Origin of the sequence: Streptomyces sp. CB09001, assembly GCF_003369795.1 — a bacterium.
GTDB lineage: Bacteria > Actinomycetota > Actinomycetes > Streptomycetales > Streptomycetaceae > Streptomyces.
The window spans coordinates 6,677,597-6,696,742 of the sequence record NZ_CP026730.1 but is presented as its reverse complement, the minus strand read 5'-3'; the positions used below and the strand labels follow the sequence as shown (position 1 = coordinate 6,696,742).

18 protein-coding genes are annotated in these 19,146 nt (G+C 72.1%); 6 read left to right on the top strand and 12 right to left on the bottom strand.

Translation table 11 applies throughout. The features are described from left to right. Positions 1-4 precede the first annotated feature (4 nt). From hpnC to C4J65_RS30800, 8 genes are all read right to left on the bottom strand, one after another. Positions 5-916: a squalene synthase HpnC gene (gene hpnC, locus C4J65_RS30835; protein WP_115745371.1), complete on the bottom strand. Its 912-nt coding sequence runs from the start codon at positions 914-916 to the stop codon at positions 5-7. 358 nt (positions 917-1,274) lie between these two features. Continuing rightward, complete coding sequence (locus C4J65_RS30830; protein ID WP_162833428.1) at positions 1,275-2,063, bottom strand: ABC transporter ATP-binding protein; 789 nt, start codon at positions 2,061-2,063, stop codon at positions 1,275-1,277. Beyond that, positions 2,056-2,985, bottom strand: a complete 930-nt coding sequence (locus C4J65_RS30825; RefSeq protein WP_115745370.1) for an ABC transporter permease — start codon at positions 2,983-2,985, stop codon at positions 2,056-2,058. Before C4J65_RS30825 ends, C4J65_RS30830 begins: the two co-directional genes overlap by 8 nt. 98 nt (positions 2,986-3,083) lie before the next feature. After that, entirely contained in the window at positions 3,084-3,929 is an 846-nt protein-coding gene (locus tag C4J65_RS30820) for a glycosyltransferase (protein WP_115746712.1), read from the bottom strand. A gap of 35 nt (positions 3,930-3,964) precedes the next feature. Then, positions 3,965-4,744 (bottom strand): CDP-alcohol phosphatidyltransferase family protein, encoded by a 780-nt coding sequence (locus C4J65_RS30815; protein WP_162833427.1) that lies wholly within the window; start codon positions 4,742-4,744, stop codon positions 3,965-3,967. Next, on the bottom strand, positions 4,722-5,783 hold the full coding sequence (locus C4J65_RS30810) for an iron-containing alcohol dehydrogenase family protein (RefSeq protein WP_115745368.1): 1,062 nt from the start codon (positions 5,781-5,783) through the stop codon (positions 4,722-4,724). The genes C4J65_RS30815 and C4J65_RS30810 overlap by 23 nt, the downstream gene beginning before the upstream one ends. Continuing rightward, on the bottom strand, positions 5,771-6,523 hold the full coding sequence (locus C4J65_RS30805) for a phosphocholine cytidylyltransferase family protein (protein WP_115745367.1): 753 nt from the start codon (positions 6,521-6,523) through the stop codon (positions 5,771-5,773). Before C4J65_RS30805 ends, C4J65_RS30810 begins: the two co-directional genes overlap by 13 nt. Next, on the bottom strand, positions 6,520-8,334 hold the full coding sequence (locus tag C4J65_RS30800; protein WP_115745366.1) for a DUF5941 domain-containing protein: 1,815 nt from the start codon (positions 8,332-8,334) through the stop codon (positions 6,520-6,522). The genes C4J65_RS30805 and C4J65_RS30800 overlap by 4 nt, the downstream gene beginning before the upstream one ends. A 419-nt stretch (positions 8,335-8,753) precedes the next feature. Here C4J65_RS30800 and C4J65_RS30790 point away from each other — a divergent pair, with 419 nt between their 5' ends. Next, the gene (locus tag C4J65_RS30790) at positions 8,754-9,692 is read left to right on the top strand and encodes a cation diffusion facilitator family transporter (RefSeq protein ID WP_115745364.1); all 939 of its coding nucleotides are present in this window, start codon (positions 8,754-8,756) and stop codon (positions 9,690-9,692) included. 288 nt (positions 9,693-9,980) lie between these two features. Beyond that, positions 9,981-10,574 carry an isopentenyl-diphosphate Delta-isomerase gene (gene idi / locus C4J65_RS30785; protein ID WP_115745363.1) on the top strand — a complete coding sequence of 198 codons (594 nt, stop codon included), beginning with the start codon at positions 9,981-9,983 and terminating at the stop codon, positions 10,572-10,574. A gap of 49 nt (positions 10,575-10,623) precedes the next feature. Here idi and C4J65_RS30780 read toward each other — a convergent pair whose 3' ends face one another. Next, a complete protein-coding gene (locus C4J65_RS30780; protein WP_162833647.1) occupies positions 10,624-11,076 on the bottom strand; it encodes an ATP-binding protein in 453 nt (150 codons plus the stop codon). Between the two features lie 195 nt (positions 11,077-11,271). Here C4J65_RS30780 and C4J65_RS30775 point away from each other — a divergent pair, with 195 nt between their 5' ends. Next, positions 11,272-12,027 carry an enoyl-CoA hydratase/isomerase family protein gene (locus C4J65_RS30775; RefSeq protein WP_162833426.1) on the top strand — a complete coding sequence of 252 codons (756 nt, stop codon included), beginning with the start codon at positions 11,272-11,274 and terminating at the stop codon, positions 12,025-12,027. Here the strand turns inward: C4J65_RS30775 and C4J65_RS30770 are convergent. After that, entirely contained in the window at positions 12,014-12,649 is a 636-nt protein-coding gene (locus tag C4J65_RS30770) for a DJ-1/PfpI family protein (RefSeq protein ID WP_115745361.1), read from the bottom strand. The two genes, C4J65_RS30775 and C4J65_RS30770, sit on opposite strands and share 14 nt — an antisense overlap. Positions 12,650-12,698: 49 nt before the next feature. Beyond that, positions 12,699-13,667, bottom strand: coding sequence for a GlxA family transcriptional regulator (locus C4J65_RS30765; RefSeq protein WP_115745360.1), 969 nt, complete (start codon positions 13,665-13,667; stop codon positions 12,699-12,701). Between the two features lie 114 nt (positions 13,668-13,781). Here C4J65_RS30765 and C4J65_RS30760 point away from each other — a divergent pair, with 114 nt between their 5' ends. The 3 genes from C4J65_RS30760 to C4J65_RS30750 all read left to right on the top strand — a co-directional run bounded on the left by C4J65_RS30760 (position 13,782) and on the right by C4J65_RS30750 (position 17,347). Then, positions 13,782-14,651 carry a hypothetical protein gene (locus C4J65_RS30760; RefSeq protein WP_162833425.1) on the top strand — a complete coding sequence of 290 codons (870 nt, stop codon included), beginning with the start codon at positions 13,782-13,784 and terminating at the stop codon, positions 14,649-14,651. Between the two features lie 107 nt (positions 14,652-14,758). Then, complete coding sequence (locus tag C4J65_RS37120; protein WP_274821112.1) at positions 14,759-14,890, top strand: LPFR motif small protein; 132 nt, start codon at positions 14,759-14,761, stop codon at positions 14,888-14,890. A gap of 114 nt (positions 14,891-15,004) precedes the next feature. Then, positions 15,005-17,347: a Tex family protein gene (locus C4J65_RS30750; RefSeq protein WP_115745358.1), complete on the top strand. Its 2,343-nt coding sequence runs from the start codon at positions 15,005-15,007 to the stop codon at positions 17,345-17,347. Positions 17,348-17,497: 150 nt separating this feature from the next. On the opposite strand, the gene C4J65_RS30745 is transcribed toward C4J65_RS30750, so the two are convergent. Further along, a complete protein-coding gene (locus C4J65_RS30745; RefSeq protein ID WP_115745357.1) occupies positions 17,498-19,141 on the bottom strand; it encodes an ABC-F family ATP-binding cassette domain-containing protein in 1,644 nt (547 codons plus the stop codon). Positions 19,142-19,146 lie beyond the last annotated feature (5 nt).

The following is a 19,146-nucleotide window of genomic DNA, read 5'->3' as shown; positions in this document are numbered from 1 at the left end:
CCGATCACCCCTCTCCTCGCAGGACCACGCCCGCCTCGCGCAGCAAGTGGACCTTGCCTGACTTGGGCGGGCCGGGAAGTACATCGTGATCCGCCGCGGCGATCGCGTTCAGCGCCGCCCTGCCCCCCGCGACGAAGCCCGCGAGGAGCAGTCGCAGCCTGCCGTGGACGCTACCCACCAGGGGGGCACCTTCATTCAGCAGGTCGCGGGCGCGGGCGGCCTCGTAGGCGATCAGTGCGCGCACGGAGGCGTTCGCGCTGGGCGCGGCGAGGTCCGTCTCCTGGACGTGGAAGCGCGTCATGTCCTCGGCGGGCAGGTAGATCCGGTCCCGTCCGAGGTCCTCGGCGACGTCCTGGAGGTGCTCGACGATCTGCAGGGCGGTGCAGATCTCGTCGGAGCGGCGGATCCGTTCGGGGGTCGCGGTGCCGGTGACGGCGAGGACGAGACGGCCGACGGGGTTGGCGGACAGCTCGCAGTAGGCGAGGAGGTCGTCGTAGGTCTCGTACCGTGCGACCAGTTGGTCCTGACGGTTGGCGGCGATCAGGCTGAGGAAGGGCTCGGGGGGCAGCGCACGCCGCCGCACGGTGGGCGCCAGCCGGCGCAGCAGCGGGTGGCGGGGCGGGCCGTCGGAGCCGGCGAAGACACGGCGCAGGTCCTCCTCGAAGGCGTCCAGCATCAGCACGCGGTCGTCGGCGCGCTCCTCGGGGACGCCGAGCAGGCGGGCGTCCGCTCCGCCCGGGGCGAGGTCGCCGTCGCCGATGTCGTCGACGAGCCGGGCGAAGCCGTAGACGGCCATGAGGTCGGTGCGCCAGGCGCGGGGCAGGAAGAAGGGGGCGACGGGGAAGTTCTCGTCGGCGGCCTTGGCGAGGGTGCCGCGCTCCGGATCGACGGCGTGCGCCGTGTCGGTGACCGTCATCGCGGGCTGCCCTGGGCGGGGACGGCGCACGGTTCGGGGAGCTGGGGAGTTACCGTCGCCATTGCCGTCACATCTCCCGTTCTACACTGCCGACCCAATACACACTATTTCGGACACGCCGCCCTGCCACCCGCGCGGCAGGCCCGCTCCAGGGTGTCGGGCATTATCGCCCCATGTGCCGCGTTTCAGGACCGGTACAGCTTACGTTGTACAACTCACGGGCGTTCGTCGGGGTGCACAGCGCATCACAACAACACACCGATTGGCTTCAAGATTCCTGAGAAAGCCAGGAGTTGACGTTTCCTTTGCAGACGCGGGGCCCCGCCGGAACAGTTCCGGCGGGGCCCCGCGTGTCGGGCTACTTGCCCGTGAACTTCTCGTACTCCTTGAGCACCTCGTCGGTCGGGCCGTCCATGCGCAGCTCGCCGCGCTCCAGCCACAGGACCCGGTTGCAGGTGTCACGGATGGACTTGTTGTTGTGGCTGACCAGGAAGATGGTGCCGGCCTGCTTCTTCAGCTCCCGGATGCGCTCCTCGGAACGGGTCTGGAACTTGCGGTCACCGGTGGCCAGCGCCTCGTCGATCATCAGGACGTCGTGGTCCTTGGCCGCGGCGATGGAGAAGCGCAGCCGGGCGGCCATGCCGGAGGAGTAGGTGCGCATCGGCAGGGTGATGAAGTCGCCCTTCTCGTTGATGCCGGAGAAGTCGACGATCTCCTGGTAGCGCTCCTTGATCTGCTCGCGGGACATGCCCATCGCCAGGCCGCCGAGGATGACGTTCCGCTCGCCGGTCAGATCGTTCATCAGGGCCGCGTTCACACCGAGCAGGGAGGGCTGCCCGTCCGTGTAGACCTTGCCGCGCTCGGCGGGCAGCAGCCCGGCGATGGCCCGCAGCAGGGTCGACTTGCCGGAGCCGTTGGAGCCGATCAGGCCGATGGCCTCGCCCCGGTAGGCGGTGAAGGAGACGCCGCGCACGGCGTGCACCTTGCGCACCCCCCGCTTCGCGTCGTCGGAGCCCTTCTTGAGCATGCGGCTCAGGGCGGCCGTCGCGCTGCCCTTGCCGGTCTTGGCGCCGTTGACGCGGTAGACGATGTGCACCTCGTCCGCGATGACCGTCGGCACCCGCTGGTCCTGCTGCTGTTCAGCCACGGCCGTACCTCTCCTCCGCCTTCCAGAAGTACACGAAGCCGCCCACGGCGAGGACCACGGCCCAGCCGAGCGCGACCGCCCACACGTGCGGCGGCAGGTTCTCGGAGCCGTACCCGTCGATCAGCGCGAAGCGCATCAGGTCCATGTAGACGGCGCTCGGGTTCCACTGGAGCACGTCGGCGATCCAGGCCGGCTTGTCCTCCAGCATGATCGGGATGGAGAACATCACGCCCGACGCGTACATCCAGGTGCGCATGATGAACGGCATCAGCTGGGCCAGGTCCGGCGTCTTGGCCCCCATCCGGGCCACGACCAGCGCGATACCCACGTTGAAGAGGAACTGCAGGACCAGCACCGGGAGGACCAGCAGCCAGGACAGCGAGGGGTAGCTGCCGAAGCCGACGACCACCAGGAACAGCACGATCATCGAGGCCAGCAGCTGCTGGAGCTGCTGGAGCGCGAAGGAGACGGGCAGCGAGGCCCGCGGGAAGTGCAGCGCCCGCACCAGCCCGAGGTTGCCGGCGATGGCGCGCACGCCCGCCATCGCGGAGGACTGGGTGAAGGTGAAGACGAACACACCGGTCACCAGGAACGGGATGTAGACGTCCTTCTCCATGCCCCGGCCCGCGTCGAGGATCAGGCCGAAGATCAGGAAGTAGACGAGCGCGTTCAGCAGCGGCGTGGCCACCTGCCACAGCTGGCCGAGCTTGGCCTGGCTGTACTGGGCGGTCAGCTTCGCCTGGGAGAAGGCGAGGATGAAGTGCCGCCGCCCCCAGAGCTGACGGACGTACTCCTTGAGGCTCGGTCGGGCGCCGCTCACGGACAGCCCGTACTTGGCGGCGAGCCGGGCCGGTGTGAGGCCCTCGTCGGGCGACACGGGCTTGGTCATGGCGACCGTGCCGTCGTGCGTTGTCTCACTCACTGGTGGAAACTTTCGTCTTCGAAAATGCTCGGCCGCGCGGGCCTGGCATGGACCTGGTGGCCCCGGTCGGGGCCGGAACACTCTCGGGTACGAGCTTGTCAGATCACCGGGGGGCGGCCCAGCCGGGTCAGGCGCCACACCGTACGCCACCGCATGGGCCGGCGGGGGCCGCACGGGGTGGCCCAGCCCTCGCGGAAGCCGCCGAACCAGGCCTTCAGGGCGGGTCGCGACGGCCGGCGCAGCAGGGTGAGGGCCATCCAGACGCCGAGGTAGACCGGGACCAGTGGCGCGGGGAGGTTGCGACGGGCGAGCCAGACGCGGTTGCGGGCGACCATGCGGTGGTAGACCGCGTGCCGGGACGGCGCGGTGGTGGGGTGGTTCAGCACCATGTCGGACCGGTAGTCGATCATCCAGCCCGCGTCGACGGCCCGCCAGGCCAGGTCGGTCTCCTCGTGGGCGTAGAAGAAGGCGTCCGGCAGCCCGCCGACCTGGGTGAGGACGCGGGTGCGCACCGCGTTGGCGCCGCCGAGGAAGGTGGTGACCCGGGAGGAGCGCATCGGGTCGGAGGCGCGCAGCCGCGGGACGTGCCGGCGCTGGGTCTCGCCGGTGTCCGGGTCTGCGATGCGGAAGCTGATGATGCCCAGCCGGTCGTCGGCCGCGAACGCCTCGCGGCACAGCTCGGCGGTGTCGGTGCGGGCCAGCAGCCCGTCGTCGTCGAGGAAGAGCAGGATGTCGACGTCGCTGCCGCCCGGGCCGAAGGCCTCGATGCCGACGTTGCGGCCGCCGGGGATGCCCAGGTTCTCGGGCAGCTCGACGGTGCGCACGCCTTCGGGCACCTCCGGGACGGGCGCGCCGTTGCCGACCACGACCACCTCGACCCGGTCGCCGTCCTGCCGCGCTACCGAGTCCAGCAGGGCGCGCAGCTCCTCGGGGCGGTTGCCCATCGTGATGACGACGGCGCCGACCTTCGTGGGCCCGCTCACTTCAGCCTGCTGGAGGCGAGGATGGACACCAGGTGCAGCACGGTCTGCAGCAGCGCGATTCCGGCGAGGACCGCGGTGCCGAGGCGGGTGAAGAACAGGTCGCCGCGCGCCTGGTCGACGATCGCGAGGACCAGGATCAGCAGGGACGCCTCGATGCCGAGGATCAGCCGGTGGAACTTGAGCGCCCCGGCGGCCCGGCGGGCCAGCGCCATGCCGGAGGCACGGATCTCGGAGGCGGCCTCCTTGACCGGGGGCATCCCGTTCTGGTGCCGGGCGACGCCCACCAGGTCGGTCTCGGCCTTGATCAGGATCGCGCCGAGCGCGGCCAGGGTGCCGAGGAAGGCCCACAGCCAGTCGATGCGGCCGGTGCCCCATATGTCGGCGGCGCGCAGGCCCAGGCCGACCAGGACCGCGGCGTCGGTCAGGTAGGCACCGACCCGGTCCAGGTAGACGCCGCCGAGCGAGTACTGCTTCCGCCAGCGCGCGATCTCGCCGTCGACGCAGTCGAGGAGCAGGTACAGCTGGACCGCGACCACGCCGAGCACGGCGCCCCAGATGCCCGGCACGAGCAGTGCCGGTGCCGCCAGCACGCCGCAGACGGTCATCAGGTACGTGAGCTGGTTGGGCGTGATCCTGGTGTTCACCAGATAGCGGTCGATCCGCAGCGAGACCTCGCGCATGTAGAGGCGTCCCGCCCAGTGCTCACCGCTGCGCCGGTCCTTGACTCCCGCGGGATGGACGACCGGGCGTAGTTCAGCTACCGATGGCCTTGACATAGTCGGCGTACAGGTCCTTGATCTGGTCGGTGGTGAGGGCGAGGTGCTCGAGGATCGTGTAGCGGCCGGGCCGCGTCTGGGGGGCGAACTCGACGGCCCGGAAGAACTCCTCGGGCGTGAACCCGATCTCCTCGGGCAGCACGGGCAGCCCGTGCCGCCGCAGGACCCGGGCCATGTTGACGGACTCCTCGTGGGCCCCGCGCAGGTACATCGCGAAGGCCGCGCCCAGGCCGCACTGCTCGCCGTGGGCGGCCGCGCGCTCGGGGAAGAGCAGGTCGAAGGCGTGGTTGATCTCGTGGCAGGCGCCGGAGGACGGCCGCGAGTCGCCGGAGACCGACATGGCGATGCCGCTGAGCACCAGTGCCTCGGCCAGCACCTGGAGGAAGTCGTTGTCGCCGATGCCGCCGGGATGGCGGAGCACGGCCTCGCCGGCCTGGCGGGCCATCGCGGCGGCCAGGCCGTCGATCCGCTCGCCCTTGATCCGGTTGGCCAGCTCCCAGTCCGCGATCGCGGAGACGTTGGAGACGGCGTCGCCGATGCCGGCGCGTACGAAGCGGGCCGGTGCCGCGCGGATGACGTCCAGGTCGATGACGACGGCGATGGGGTTCGGCACACCGTAGGAGCCGCGGCCCGCGTCGTTGTCGAGGGTGGCGACCGGGGAGCACAGTCCGTCGTGCGCGAGGTTGGTGGGCACGGCGACCAGCGGGAGGCCGACGCGCGCCGCCGCGAACTTGGCGCAGTCGATGATCTTGCCGCCGCCGAGGCCGACGACCGCGTCGTAGTGGCCGCCCTTCATGGCGCCGGCCAGCTTGATCGCGTCGTCCAGCGTGCCGCCGCCGACCTCGAACCAGTCGGCGCCGGGCAGGGACGGGGCGACGCGATCGCGCAGCCGGGCGCCGGAGCCGCCGCTGACCGCGACGGCGAGCTTGCCCGAGTGGGAGATGCGCTCGTCGGCGAGCACAGACCCCAGGTCGTCGAGGGCGCCCGCGCGGATGTCCACGACGACCGGCGACGGGATGAGCCTCGTCAGTACTGGCACGCGATCTCCCTGCCCTTGGCGAGGTCGTCGTGGTTGTCGATCTCGACCCACTTGACGTCGCCGATCGGGGCCACGTCGACCTTGAAGCCGCGGTTGACGAGCTCCTGGTAGCCGTCCTCGTAGTACAGCTGGGGGTCGCGCTCGAAGGTGGTCTTCAGCGCGTCGGCCAGCTCCGCCGCGGCCCCGCCCTCGATGAGGGTGACGCCGATGTACTCGCCGGTCGCCTCGGCCGGGTCCATCAGCTTGGTGATGCGCCGGACGCCCTTGTCGGGGTCGACGACGACCTTCATCTCCTCGTCGGCGAGGTTCTTCACCGTGTCGAGGGCGAGGATGATCTTCTTGCCGTCGCCGCGGGCGGCGAGCAGGGTCTTCTCGACGGAGACCGGGTGCACGGTGTCGCCGTTGGCGAGGATCACACCGTCCTTGAGGGCGTCACGGCCGCACCACAGGGAGTAGGCGTTGTTCCACTCCTCGGCCTTGTCGTTGTCGATGAGGGTGAGCTTGACGCCGTACTTCTGCTCCAGCTCCGCCTGGCGGTCGTACACGGCCTCCTTGCGGTAGCCGACGATGATTCCGACCTCCGTCAGGCCGACCTCGGCGAAGTTCGCCAGCGTCAGGTCGAGGACCGTGATGCTCTCCTCCGCTCCCTCGGGTCCGACCGGGACCAGTGCCTTGGGCAGGGTGTCGGTGTAGGGGCGCAGACGGCGTCCGGCGCCGGCCGCCAGCACGAGGCCGATCATGCGGGTTCTCCTTCGTCGTGTACGGCGGGTGCGCCGACCTGGTGGGCGGCGACCCAGAAGCGGATGCTCTCCACGAGCACCACGAGTGCCACAGCCACGGCGAGGACCGTGAGCGCGACCTTGAACTGTGTGGCGGTGAGCAGCACGGCCAGCAGGGTGATCACCAGCGTGCGGCCCTCGTGCCCCCCGACCGTCCGCACCAGCCACTGCGGCGGCGCGCCCGCGCCGCCACGGATGCGGTAGACCGTGTCGTAGTGATGGTAGGCGACCGCGGCCACCAGCCCGAAAGCTGCCGGAAGGGCCCCGTTCACGTCGGCTTTCACGGCCAGGAACAGGACGGTGAGGTACTCGGCGGCCCGGAAGAGCGGGGGGACCAGCCAGTCGAGCGCGCCCTTGAGGGGGCGGGCGACGGCGAGCGCGGAGGTCAGCACGTAGACGAGCGCGGCGACGAGCGGCCAGGGGCCCCCGAAGTCGGTGAGCGCGGCGGTGGCGACGACGACGGCGCCGCCGAGGAGGGCGATGGCGGGGGCGGGACCGGGCAGCCGGCGGGCGGCGGCGCCGAGGCCCTTGGCCCCGGCCTCGGCGAGCGGGCCGGAGTCGGCGAGGTCGGCCAGCGCCTTCGCCGCCCGGTCGGTGCGGCTGGCCCTGCGGGTCAGCGAGCGCAGGACGCGGCCCGCGGTGGTGTACGTCGCGGCGAACGCACAGCCGATCAGCAGCGCGTAGAAGGTGATCCGGGGCGTGGTGAACGCGGTCAGGAAGGCGATCATGGCCCAGCGTTCGCCGATGGGCAGCACGATCATGCGGCGCAGCCACACCGTCCAGCCGACGCTGTCGAGCCTGTCGGAGAGGGCGACGGTGGGGCTGGTGTTGGCCGAGGCGTCGTGATTGGCCTCGTTGAAGGAGAAGTCGACGACGTGCCGGCAGGTCTGGAGCACCATCACGCCGAGGGCCAGGGCCCACACGTCGTCGCCGCCGCGGGCTGCTCCGAGGGCGAGGCCGGCGTAGTAGGTGTACTCCTTGGCCCGGTCGAAGGTGGCGTCGAGCCAGGCACCGAGCGTGGAGTACTGGAGGGAGTACCGGGCGAGCTGTCCGTCGGTGCAGTCGAGGACGAAGGAGGCGATGAGCAGGACACCGGCGGCGACGAAGCCGCCGCGGGTGCCGGTGGCCGCGCAGCCGGCCGCAACGAGCGCCGTGATCAGCGAGGCGGTGGTGACCTGGTTGGGAGTCAGGCCGCGGCGCGCGCACCAGCGGGCGATGTAGCGGGAGTAGGGGCTGACGAAGTGCGTGGTGACGAAGCCGTCGCGGGCCTTGACCGCCGACTTCAGACGTACGGCCTCGTCGTCGACGGCGGCGACGGCCTGCCGTGCCTCGTTGCGAGCCTGCGGGTCGGCGGGGACGGCGGCGACGAGGCTGCCGAGTTCGGGGCGGTGCACCTCGGCGCCGTCGGCGTCCAGGGCGGCGGTGATCCGGTCGGCGAGGCTGTCGACGTCCACGGCGGTGCCGCCGCGGGCGGAGTTCTCGCGGGCCATCGCGCGGGTCAGCGTCCGGCGGGCGGCCGGCTGGGCGGTCACGGCGCCGGGGACCGCGGCGAGCGGGAAGCGGGGGTCGGTGAGGCCGAGGCGCAGGGCGTGCGGGTGGCCCACGAAACGGGCGTCGACGACGGCGACCCGCTCCTCGCCGGGGACCCGGGCGAGCAGGGTCTCGGTGTCGGCGGTGCCGGCGGCGAGCTGCACGTCGAAGCCCAGGGACCGCAGCTCGCTCTCGATCGACGAGCCCGGGACCGGCTGACCGGTGAGGATGGCAGTCGGCAACCGAACTCACTCCCTGGTGGCGGCGCCTGGACGCCGGGCCTGTACATGGTGGGGCGCCCGTGCCTGGGGCACCCGGGCGGCATGTCGGCAGAGGTTATCGGATACCGGGAACGCCGTGTTCACCGCCCGTTTGACGGTCGGTCGACGTCACTTGCTCCCGCCTTTGCCGCGATCATCATCGTGGATTCGGGGCCCGCCCGACAAACCGCGCCCCCAGACCGGGCATCGCGGACATCGCACAGGGTCTGCCGTTGTTCGCCCAGGGTCAGCACGCGCCCTGACCTGCGGAACGTTTCCGCAGGTCAGGGCACATGACAACGGTGTTCAGTGCCGCGTTGCCCGATACCCCCTACCCGTAGTTGACTGGCACCGGGCGCCGGGTCACCGGACGCCGGTACACAGAGGGAGGCGGCTTTCCCATGGGGGCTGGGCACGATCACGGGCACGCGCCCGGGGGGCACGCCGGCGGGACGGCGACCGCCGCGTACCGGGGCAGGCTGCGGGCGGCGCTGGCGATCACCCTCACCGTCATGGTCGTCGAGATCGTCGGCGGTCTGCTGGCCGACTCCCTCGCGCTGATCGCCGACGCCGCGCACATGGCGACCGACGCCCTGGGTCTCGGCATGGCCCTGCTGGCCGTCCACTTCGCCGGCCGGCCACCGAGCGACCGCCGCACCTTCGGCTACGCCCGCGCCGAGATCCTTGCCGCCCTGGCCAACTGTCTGCTGCTGCTCGGGGTCGGCGGCTATGTCCTGTACGAGGCGATCGACCGGTTCGTCACGCCGGCCGACACCGCGGGCGGCCCGACCGTCGTCTTCGGCGCGATCGGCCTGGTGGCGAACATGGTGTCGCTGTCGCTGCTGATGCGCGGCCAGAAGGAGAGCCTGAACGTGCGGGGCGCCTTCCTGGAGGTGGCGGCCGACGCGCTGGGCTCCCTGGCGGTGATCGTCTCGGCGCTGGTGATCCTGGCCACCGGCTGGCAGCAGGCCGACCCGATCGCGTCGCTGCTCATCGGTCTGATGATCGTGCCGCGGACCTGGCGGCTGCTGCGCGAGACCTTGGACGTGCTGCTCGAGGCGGCTCCCAAGGGCGTGGACATCGCCGAGGTGCGCGCCCACATACTGGCCCTCGACGGGGTCAAGGACGTGCACGACCTGCACGCCTGGACCATCACCTCCGGCATGCCCGTACTGTCGGCGCACGTGGTGGTGGACGGCGAAGCGCTGAGCGCGATCGGCCACGAGAAGATGCTCCACGAGCTGCAGGGCTGCCTGGGCGACCACTTCGACGTGGAGCACTGCACGTTCCAGCTGGAGCCCGGCGGTCACGCGGAGCACGAGGCGCGGCTGTGCCGCTGAGCCTGGGTGACACGGCGGCCGACCGGGGGCGCGCACGCACCGGAAAGCGCCGGTGAACGCCCCGTCCGCCTCCGGTCCGCCGCGGCACGCCCGGAGGGAGCGCGGACCGGAAGGTTCCCGGCGCACGCCCCCGGGAACGATCACCCATCGGACCCCTGCTCGGTGTCCGACCGGTCGCCCTCCGGTGCCCGCACGGGCACGCAGGACATGCGGGTGTGCCGGGAAGTGCCGAGAGTGCCGGATTCGTACGGCACACTTGGGGCGCGAGGACCGATGTGAAGGATGGGTATGCCGATCACTCCTGCCACCGCGACGCCCAACTCGTCGAACGGCACCGCAGAAGCCATTTTGCTGGAACTGGTCGACGAGAGCGGCGTGACGATCGGCACCGCGGAGAAGCTCTCCGCGCACCAGCCGCCGGGGCGGCTGCACCGCGCCTTCTCCGTGTTCCTCTTCGACGAGCGGGGGCGGCTGCTGATCCAGCAGCGGGCGCTGGGCAAGTACCACTCCCCCGGCGTGTGGTCCAACACCTGCTGCGGTCACCCCTACCCCGGCGAGGCGCCGTTCGCCGCGGCGGCCCGGCGGACGTTCGAGGAGCTGGGGGTGTCGCCGTCCCTGCTCGCCGAGGCGGGCACGGTGCGCTACAACCATCCCGACCCGGCCTCCGGGCTGGTCGAGCAGGAGTACAACCACCTTTTCGTCGGCCTGGTGCAGGCCGAGCCGCGCCCGGACCCGGAGGAAGTGGTGGGGACGGCCTTCGTGTCCCCGGCCGAGCTGACCGAGCGGCACGCGAAGGACACCTTCTCTGCGTGGTTCATGACGGTGCTGGACGCGGCCCGGCCGGCCGTGCGTGAGCTGACGGGCACGTCCGCGGGCTGGTGAGGGACGTCCCGCCGTCGGGCCCTTCGCGTACTGCCGGGCCCTTCGCGTACTAGCGCGGGGCGTGCTTGAGCGGCAGGGCCGCCCAGATCACCTTGCCGCCACTCGCGGTGTGGGCCACGTCGCAGGCCCCGCCCGCCTCGCGGGTGACCTCGCGGACCAGGAGCAGGCCGCGCCCGCCGGTGCGGCCGTGGTCGGTCTCCAGGGCGGTCGGGCGGTAGGGGTGGTCGTCCTCCACGGCCACCCGGACCCATTCGGGCCCGACGGCGACCTCCACTGCGAGTACCGGCGAGAGCACCGCCGCGTGCCGGACCGCGTTCGTGACCAGTTCCGAGACGATCAGCAGCAGGGCCTGCGTCACGTCGTCGGAGACCGGCACGCCCTGGCGCACCAGCAGGTCGCGCACGGCGTGCCGGGCCTGCGGGACCGAGGCGTCCACGGCGGGGGCGGTGAACCGCCAGACACCTTCGTACGGCAGCGGCCCGGCGGGCCCGGTCTCGTCCATCGTCCGGTCGCCACCCCTGGGCTCGATTGTCACCACACCCCTGAGTGTTGGTAACGCGCCGCGTCGCCCTCACGGACTGAACACAAGTCAGCGTGTATCGAGCGGTTTCTGACCGTTGGCGCATGAGAAGCGACCGTTCCTGTCCCGCCCGCCCGGCCGCTCGAAGCGGAGAGGCCGGTGGATAGCATCCGGTCCATGGAGCCGCAGCTGCTGCACCGGGTCGCCGACTCGGTCGCCACCGTCGTCGTCCACCACCCGGCCAAGCGCAACGCCATGACGGCCGCGATGTGGCGGGCGCTGCCCCGCGTCCTCGACGGCCTGGCCGCCGATCCCGGGGTGCGGGCACTGGTGCTCACCGGCGAGGGCGGGACGTTCTGCGCCGGGGCCGACATCTCGACCCTGCGCGAGTCGGCCGCGGAGGCGCAGGGGCTGGCGGTGCGGGCCGAGGAGGCTCTCGCCGCGTTCCCCAAGCCGACGCTCGCGGCGATCCGGGGTCACTGCGTGGGCGGCGGGGCGCAGTTGGCGGCGGCGTGCGATCTGCGGTTCGCCGAGGAGACGGCGCTGTTCGGCGTGACTCCGGCCAAGCTGGGGGTCGTGTATCCGGCGTCCGCCACCCGGCGGCTGGTGGCGTTGACCGGGCCCGCGACGGCGAAGTACCTGCTCTTCAGCGGTGAGTTGATCGACGCCGCGCGGGCGCTGCGCACCGGCCTGGTGGACGAGGTGCTGCCGGTGGGGGAACTGGGCAAGCGGGTGGCGGAGTTCACCCGGGTGCTGGCGTCCCGTTCCCTGCTGACGCAGTCCGCGGCGAAGGAGTTCGCCGCCGGGCGCACGGACCGGGACGCCCACTGGGCCGCGCAGGCGCACGGCAGCGGCGACACCGCGGAGGGGGTCGCCTCCTTCCTGGAGCGCAGGCAGCCGCGTTTCGGCTGGAACGGGCCTACTTCAGGATGAACCGGTTCCTCGTGCGGAACTCCTCGACGAGGTGCGCGGGTGCCTTGTCCGGGGACCCGGCGTCGTAGGGCGGCTGCGGATCGTACTCGGTGAGCAGCTGGACCGCCTGGGCGTGCTCGTCGCCGGCGATCCGGCCGACCAGGGTCAGGCCCATGTCGATGCCGGCGGAGACACCGGCCGCGGTGACGTACTTGCCGTCGGTGACGACCCGCTCCCCGGTCGGCTCGGCGCCGTACTGCTTCAGGAGGTTCAGGGCCAGCCAGTGCGAGGTGGCGCGGCGGCCGCTCAGCAGTCCCGCGGCGGCGAGCAGCAGCGAGCCGGAGCAGACCGAGGTGGTCCAGGTACTGGCGGCGTCGGCGGCGCGGAGCCAGTCCAGCAGGGTCTCGTTACCCATCTGCGCGTCCTGGCCGGGGCCGCCCGGCACGACGACGACGTCCGGGCTCGGCACGTCCGCCAGGGTCCGGTCGGCGGTGAGCGCCAGGCTCCCCGTGTCGTTGCGCACCGGCCCGGTCCGCTCGGCGACGAACACGGTCTCGGCGCCCGGAATGCGGCTCATGGTCTCGTACGGGCCCACGGCGTCGAGGGCGGTGAAGCGGTCGAAGAGAACGATGGCTGTACGCACGTGCTGCCTCTTTCGGTTCGGTGGTACGGCATGCGGGTGTCCCGCTGCGTCAGGAGACCGGCGCGGGCCGGAACCGGCGGCGGTACTCCGCCGGTGAGGTGCCGAGAGCCTTGACGAAGGCGCGACGCATGGCCTCCGCCGTGCCGTAGCCGCTGGCGCGGGAGACCTCCTCGACTCCGTCGCCGGTGTCCTCGAGGAGCCGGCGGGCGTGCTCCAGACGGACCCGGTCGACGTAGCGGCCCGGCGTCGTGCCGGTCTCCGCCTGGAAGGCGCGGGCGAAGTGGCGGGGCGAGAGACTGGCGCGGGCGGCGAGGGACTCGACGCTCAGGTCGGCGCCGGGGTGCTCGGTGATCCAGTGCTGGAGCTCCCGCAGCGGCTCACGACGGGCGGTCTGGGCGGCCAGCTGGGCGCTGAACTGGGCCTGGTTCCCGGGCCGGCGCAGGAACACCACCAGGTGCCGGGCGACGGTCAGCGCGACGTCCCGGCCCAGGTCCTCCTCCACCAGCGCGAGGGCGAGGTCGATGCCGGAGGTGACACCGGCCGACGTGGCCACGTTCCCGTCCCGGATGTAGATCGGGTCGGGGTCCACCTCCACGGCCGGGTGGTCGCGGGCGAGCCGGTCGCTGTACGCCCAGTGGGTGGTGACGCGGCGGCCGTCCAGCAGTCCGGCCCGGGCCAGCAGGATCGCCCCGGTGCAGACGGAGACCAGGCGCCGGGCGCCCGTTCCGTGTTCGCGCAGCCAGTCGGTCAGGCGCGGGTCGGGGTTCCGGGCGCCCTGACCGCCGGGGACCACCAGGGTGTCCGGCCGCGGCCCGGCGTCGAGTGCCTGGTCCGGTACGACGTTCAGACCGCTGGAGGTGCGCACGGGAGCACCGTCCAGCGACGCGGTGCGGATGCGGTACGTACCCGGTGTGTGCTGCTCGGCGCCCGCGAAGACCTCCACGGGACCGGTGACGTCGAGGCTCTGGACGTCGTCGAAGAGGAGGACCAGAACGGTTCGGCCGGTTCGTTGCGCCATGCCCTCGATTCTTCGCCCGGCCGCCGTGCGGCCGCAATGACGAGAACCCCTCCTTTCCTGCCATGCGCCCGCAGGCCCGAAGCGACGTACTGAGCGGTTGGTAACGTGCGTGGCATGACAACTGCCGCCATCGACGCCCGCGCGGGCCGCCGCTGCCACAACGCGCTCAACTCGCTGCACTCGACGCACTACTTCTCGCCCGACCTGGGCCGGGAACTGGGCGCCCTCGGGGTCACCAGCGCCCCGGCCGTCAACTTCGCGGTGCGCGCCGCCGCGCTGGGGCCGGTCGGCGCCGGTGCCGTGACGGCGGCGTTCTACAACTACAAGCACGACCTCGTCGCCCGGCACGTGCCCGCCGTGTGGGAGAAGGTCACGCCGGAGCAGGCGCTGGCGGCACGGGTGCGCGCCGTCGACGCGACGCTGCGCCGGCTCGTGGGCGAGGAGGCCGTGACGTCGGCCGGGATGGCGGAGGCGGCCGAGCTGGCGCTGCGCGCCGCCGAGGGCTGCACACGCGCCGCCCGGCCGCTCTACTCGGCCCACGCGGACCTGCCCGTGCCCGACGCGCCGCACCTGGCGTTGTGGCACGCGGCGACCCTGCTGCGCGAGCACCGCGGCGACGGCCATCTCGCCGCACTGATGACCGCGGGACTGGACGGCCTGGAGGCGCTGGTGACGCACACCGCCACCGGCAAGGGCATGGCACCGAAGTGGATCTTCACCACGCGGGGCTGGACCCAGGAGGAGTGGGACGCGGCCACCGGCCGACTGCGCGAGCGGGGGCTGGTCGACGCGGCGGGCGAGCTGACCGAGGCGGGCACGGCCCTGCGCGAGGGGATCGAGCGGGAGACCGACCGGCTGGACACGGCCCCCTACGCGCACCTGGGCGCCGAGGGTGTGGCGCGCCTGACGGAACTCGCGTCGGTCTTCGCGCGAACGGCCCTCGGTGCGGGCGCCTTCCCGGCGGATCTGCTCGCCAAGCGCTGACGACACGCCCGGGCTCGGACGAAGTGTACGGACAGGCATGCGAGGCCGCGACCGAGGTACCCGTATGTCTCCCGGCCGAGTCGGCCGGGAGACGAAAGGGGCTACACGTGTTCCGTGCCATCGCAGACGTCCTGCGCCAGATCGGTGGAGCGATCGCCACCGTGGTGACGCTTCCCTTCCGGGCCCTGGCCCGGCTCTTCGGCGGGGCCTCGTCCGCCACCCGGAGCCGCAGGGTCTGATCCGGGCCCCTCTCCTCGGTCGCGCGACCGGCCCGGTCGGCGCCCTGATCCCCGATTGTCGGTGCCACCTGCCACAATTGCCGCGCAACCTCAGTGAGAAGGCGGTACGGGATCGTGACGACACCCGACGTAGGGTCCATCGAAAGCAGGATCGCCGACGAGCTCGGCGTACGGGAGCGGCAGGTGAAGGCGGCGGTCGAGCTGCTCGACGGCGGCTCGACGGTGCCCTTCATCGCCCGCTACCGCAAGGAAGCGACCGAGATGCTCGACGACGCGCAGTTGCGCACGCTCGAGGAGCGGCTGCGCTATCTGCGGGAGCTGGAGGAGCGGCGCGCGGCGATCCTCGACTCGGTGCGCGAGCAGGGCAAGCTCACGGAGGAGCTGGCGGGGCGCATCCGCGCGGCGGAGACCAAGGCGCGCCTGGAGGACATCTACCTGCCGTTCAAACCGAAGCGGCGCACGAAGGCGCAGATCGCGCGCGAGGCGGGCCTGGAGCCGCTGGCCGAGGGCCTGCTCAGCGACGCCTCCGTGGACCCGCTCGCCGCGGCGGCGGCGTTCGTCGACGCCGACAAGGGCGTGGCCGATCCGCAGGCCGCGCTGGACGGGGCGCGCTCGATCCTCACGGAGAAGTTCTCCGAGGACGCCGACCTGATCGGCGAACTGCGCGAGCGGATGTGGACGCGCGGGCGGCTCGCCGCCAGGGTCAAGGACGGCAAGGAGGAGGCCGGCGCCAAGTTCGCCGACTACTTCGACTTCGCCGAGCCGTTCACCGACCTGCCCTCGCACCGTGTGCTCGCGATGCTGCGCGGTGAGAAGGAGGACGTGCTCGACCTGGTCCTGGAGCCCGAGGAGCCCACCGAGGGGCCTTCGTCGTACGAGGCGATCGTCGCGAGCCGGTTCGGGATCGCCGATCGCGGCCGGCCCGCGGACAAGTGGCTGGGCGACACCGTCCGCTGGGCCTGGCGCACCCGCATCCTGGTGCACCTGGGCATCGACCTCAGGCTGCGCCTGCGCACCGCCGCGGAGGACGAGGCGGTCGACGTGTTCGCCGCCAATCTGCGCGACCTGCTGCTGGCCGCCCCGGCGGGCACCCGGGCGACGCTCGGCCTCGACCCCGGTTTCCGTACCGGCGTGAAGGTCGCCGTGGTCGACGCGACCGGCAAGGTCGTGGCCACGGACGTGATCCACCCGCATGTCCCGGCCAACCGGTGGGACGAGGCGATCGCCAAGCTCGCGCGGCTGGCGAAGGAGCACACGGTCGACCTGATCGCCATCGGCAACGGCACGGCCTCCCGCGAAACCGACAAGCTCGCCGGTGAACTCATCTCCAAGCACCCGGAGTTGAAGCTCACCAAGGTGATGGTGTCCGAGGCGGGCGCCTCCGTGTACTCGGCCTCCGCCTTCGCCTCCCAGGAGCTGCCGGACATGGACGTCTCGCTGCGTGGCGCGGTGTCGATCGCCCGGCGGCTGCAGGACCCGCTGGCCGAGCTGGTGAAGATCGACCCGAAGTCGATCGGCGTCGGCCAGTACCAGCACGACCTCTCCGAGGTGAAGCTGTCCCGCTCACTGGACGCGGTGGTCGAGGACTGTGTGAACGGCGTGGGCGTGGACGTCAACACGGCCTCCGCGCCGCTGCTCGCCCGGGTCTCCGGCATCACCTCCGGGCTCGCGGAGAACATCGTGGCGCACCGCGACGCGAACGGGCCGTTCTCCTCGCGGACCGCGCTGAAGAAGGTGTCCCGGCTCGGCCCCAAGGCGTACGAGCAGTGCGCGGGCTTCCTGCGGATCCGGGGCGGCGACGACCCGCTGGACGCGTCCAGCGTGCACCCCGAGGCGTACCCCGTGGTGCGGCGGATGGGGAAGACCGCGGGGCAGGAGGTGACCGGGCTGATCGGCAACACGTCGGTGCTGCGGTCGCTGAAGCCGGACCGGTTCGTGGACGAGACGTTCGGTCTGCCGACGGTCACCGACATTCTGCGGGAGCTGGAGAAGCCGGGGCGCGATCCTCGGCCCGCCTTCAAGACGGCCACCTTCAAGGAGGGCGTGGAGAAGATCTCCGACCTGTCGTCCGGGATGGTGCTGGAGGGTGTCGTCACGAACGTCGCCGCGTTCGGGGCGTTCGTGGACGTCGGTGTGCATCAGGACGGGCTCGTGCACGTGTCCGCGATGTCGAGGACGTTCGTGAAGGATCCGCGGGACGTGGTGAAGCCCGGGGACATCGTGAAGGTGAAGGTGATGGACGTCGACATTCCGCGGAAGCGGATCTCGTTGACGCTGCGGTTGGACGACGAGGCTGCTCCGCAGGGGGAGCCGAAGCGGGAGCGGGGCGGGAAGCCGCCTCGGCAGAGGCAGCAGCGGGGTGCCTCCGGCGGTGGCGGTAAGGGTCGGCCTTCGTCGGCGCCTGCCGCGTCCAACGGGGCGATGGCGGACGCGTTGCGGCGGGCCGGGTTGGCGTAGGCCTCCGGCGCTGGGGGCGGGGCGAGGGGGTGCGCAGCCCGGCGGTGCGGGGTGCCGCTGCGCCCACCCGTGCCGCCTGGGGGGACCTCCCAGGCCGTTCAGGCACTGGGGGAGGCACGACTGCCCGCAGCTGCGGGGGAGGGGGAGCGGCTACGTGCGTTCCACCACCTTGCCGTTTGTTACCTCCAGGCGGCGGGTCGTCCTTACCGCGTTGAGCATGCGGCGGTCGTGGGTGATCAGGAGGAGGGTGCCCTCGTAGGCGTCCAGGGCCGATTCGAGCTGTTCGATGGCGGGGAGGTCGAGGTGGTTGGTCGGCTCGTCCAGGACCAGGAGGTTGACGCCGCGGCCCTGGAGGAGCGCGAGGGCGGCCCTGGTGCGTTCGCCCGGTGAGAGGGTCGACGCCGGGCGGACGACGTGGCCGGCCTTCAGGGCGAATTTGGCCAGGAGGGTGCGGATCTCCGCCGGTTCCATGTCCGGGACAGCCGCACGGAAGGCGTCGAGCAGGGTCTCGGGGCCGTGGAACAGCTTGCGGGCCTGGTCGACCTCGCCGATCAGGACGCCGGAGCCGAGCGCCGCGTGCCCCGCGTCGAGGGGGACGCGGCCCAGGAGGGCGCCGAGGAGCGTGGACTTGCCCGCGCCGTTGGCTCCCGTCACCGCCACCCGGTCCGCCCAGTCGATCTGGAGGGTGACGGGACCGAGCACGAAGTCGCCGCGCCGCACCTCGGCGTCGCGCAGGGTGGCCACGACCGCGCCCGAGCGGGGCGCCGAGGCGATCTCCATGCGCAGGTCCCATTCCTTGCGCGGTTCCTCGACGACGTCCAGGCGTTCGATCATGCGCTGGGTCTGGCGGGCCTTGGCCGCCTGCTTCTCGCTGGCCTCGCTGCGGAACTTGCGGCCGATCTTGTCGTTGTCGTTGCCCGCCTTGCGCCGGGCGTTCTTGACGCCCTTGTCCATCCAGGCGCGCTGCGTCTGGGCCCGGTCCTGGAGGGAGGCCCGCTTGTCGGCGTACTCCTCGTACTCGTCGCGGGCGTGCCGGCGGGCCACCTCGCGCTCCTCCAGGTACGCCTCGTAGCCGCCGCCGTAGAGGTTGATCTGCCGCTGGGCGAGGTCGAGTTCGAGGACCTTGGTGACGGTGCGGGTGAGGAACTCGCGGTCGTGGCTGACGACGACGGTGCCGGCCCGCAGGCCGGTCACGAAGCGTTCGAGGCGCTCCAGGCCGTCGAGGTCGAGGTCGTTGGTCGGCTCGTCGAGCAGGAAGACGTCGTAGCGGGACAGGAGGAGGGAGGCGAGACCGGCGCGGGCCGCCTGGCCGCCGGACAGGGACGTCATCGGCTGGTCCAGGTCGACGGTCAGACCCAGCGCGTCGGTGGTCTCCTCCGCGCGGTCGTCGAGGTCGGCGCCGCCGAGGCCCAGCCAGCGCTCCAGTGCGGTCGCGTAGGCGTCGTCGGCGCCGGGAGCGCCGTCGACCAGCGCCCGGGTGGCCTCGTCCATGGCGCGCTGGGCGTCGGTGACGCCGGTGCGGCGGGCCAGGAACTCCCGCACGCTCTCGCCGGGGCGGCGCTCCGGCTCCTGCGGGAGGTGGCCGACGGTGGCGGTGGGCGGCGACAGGCGCAGCTCCCCCTCCTCCGGGTTGGTCAGCCCGGCGAGCATCCGCAGGAGGGTGGACTTCCCCGCGCCGTTGGCTCCGACCAGACCGATGACGTCGCCGGGTGCGACGACGAGGTCGAGCCCGGTGAACAGGGCGCGGTCGCCGTGGCCGGCGGCGAGGTTCTTGGCGACGAGGGTGGCAGTCATCAGAC

Excerpts from the sequence above, each read along its gene's own strand:
- C4J65_RS30805 (WP_115745367.1), bottom strand. The coding sequence starts at position 6,523 with ATGATCGGCCTCGTGCTGGCGGCCGGCGCCGGACGCCGTCTGCGCCCC.
- C4J65_RS30760 (WP_162833425.1), top strand. The coding sequence starts at position 13,782 with ATGACAACTGCCGCCATCGACGCCCGCGCGGGCCGCCGCTGCCACAAC.
- C4J65_RS30745 (WP_115745357.1), bottom strand. The coding sequence starts at position 19,141 with ATGACTGCCACCCTCGTCGCCAAGAACCTCGCCGCCGGCCACGGCGAC.
- C4J65_RS30815 (WP_162833427.1), bottom strand. The coding sequence starts at position 4,744 with ATGTCAAGGCCATCGGTAGCTGAACTACGCCCGGTCGTCCATCCCGCG.
- C4J65_RS30780 (WP_162833647.1), bottom strand. The coding sequence starts at position 11,076 with ATGGACGAGACCGGGCCCGCCGGGCCGCTGCCGTACGAAGGTGTCTGG.
- C4J65_RS30765 (WP_115745360.1), bottom strand. The coding sequence starts at position 13,667 with ATGGCGCAACGAACCGGCCGAACCGTTCTGGTCCTCCTCTTCGACGAC.
- idi (WP_115745363.1), top strand. The coding sequence starts at position 9,981 with ATGCCGATCACTCCTGCCACCGCGACGCCCAACTCGTCGAACGGCACC.
- hpnC (WP_115745371.1), bottom strand. The coding sequence starts at position 916 with ATGACGGTCACCGACACGGCGCACGCCGTCGATCCGGAGCGCGGCACC.
- C4J65_RS30790 (WP_115745364.1), top strand. The coding sequence starts at position 8,754 with ATGGGGGCTGGGCACGATCACGGGCACGCGCCCGGGGGGCACGCCGGC.
- C4J65_RS30820 (WP_115746712.1), bottom strand. The coding sequence starts at position 3,929 with ATGGGCAACCGCCCCGAGGAGCTGCGCGCCCTGCTGGACTCGGTAGCG.
- C4J65_RS30775 (WP_162833426.1), top strand. The coding sequence starts at position 11,272 with ATGGAGCCGCAGCTGCTGCACCGGGTCGCCGACTCGGTCGCCACCGTC.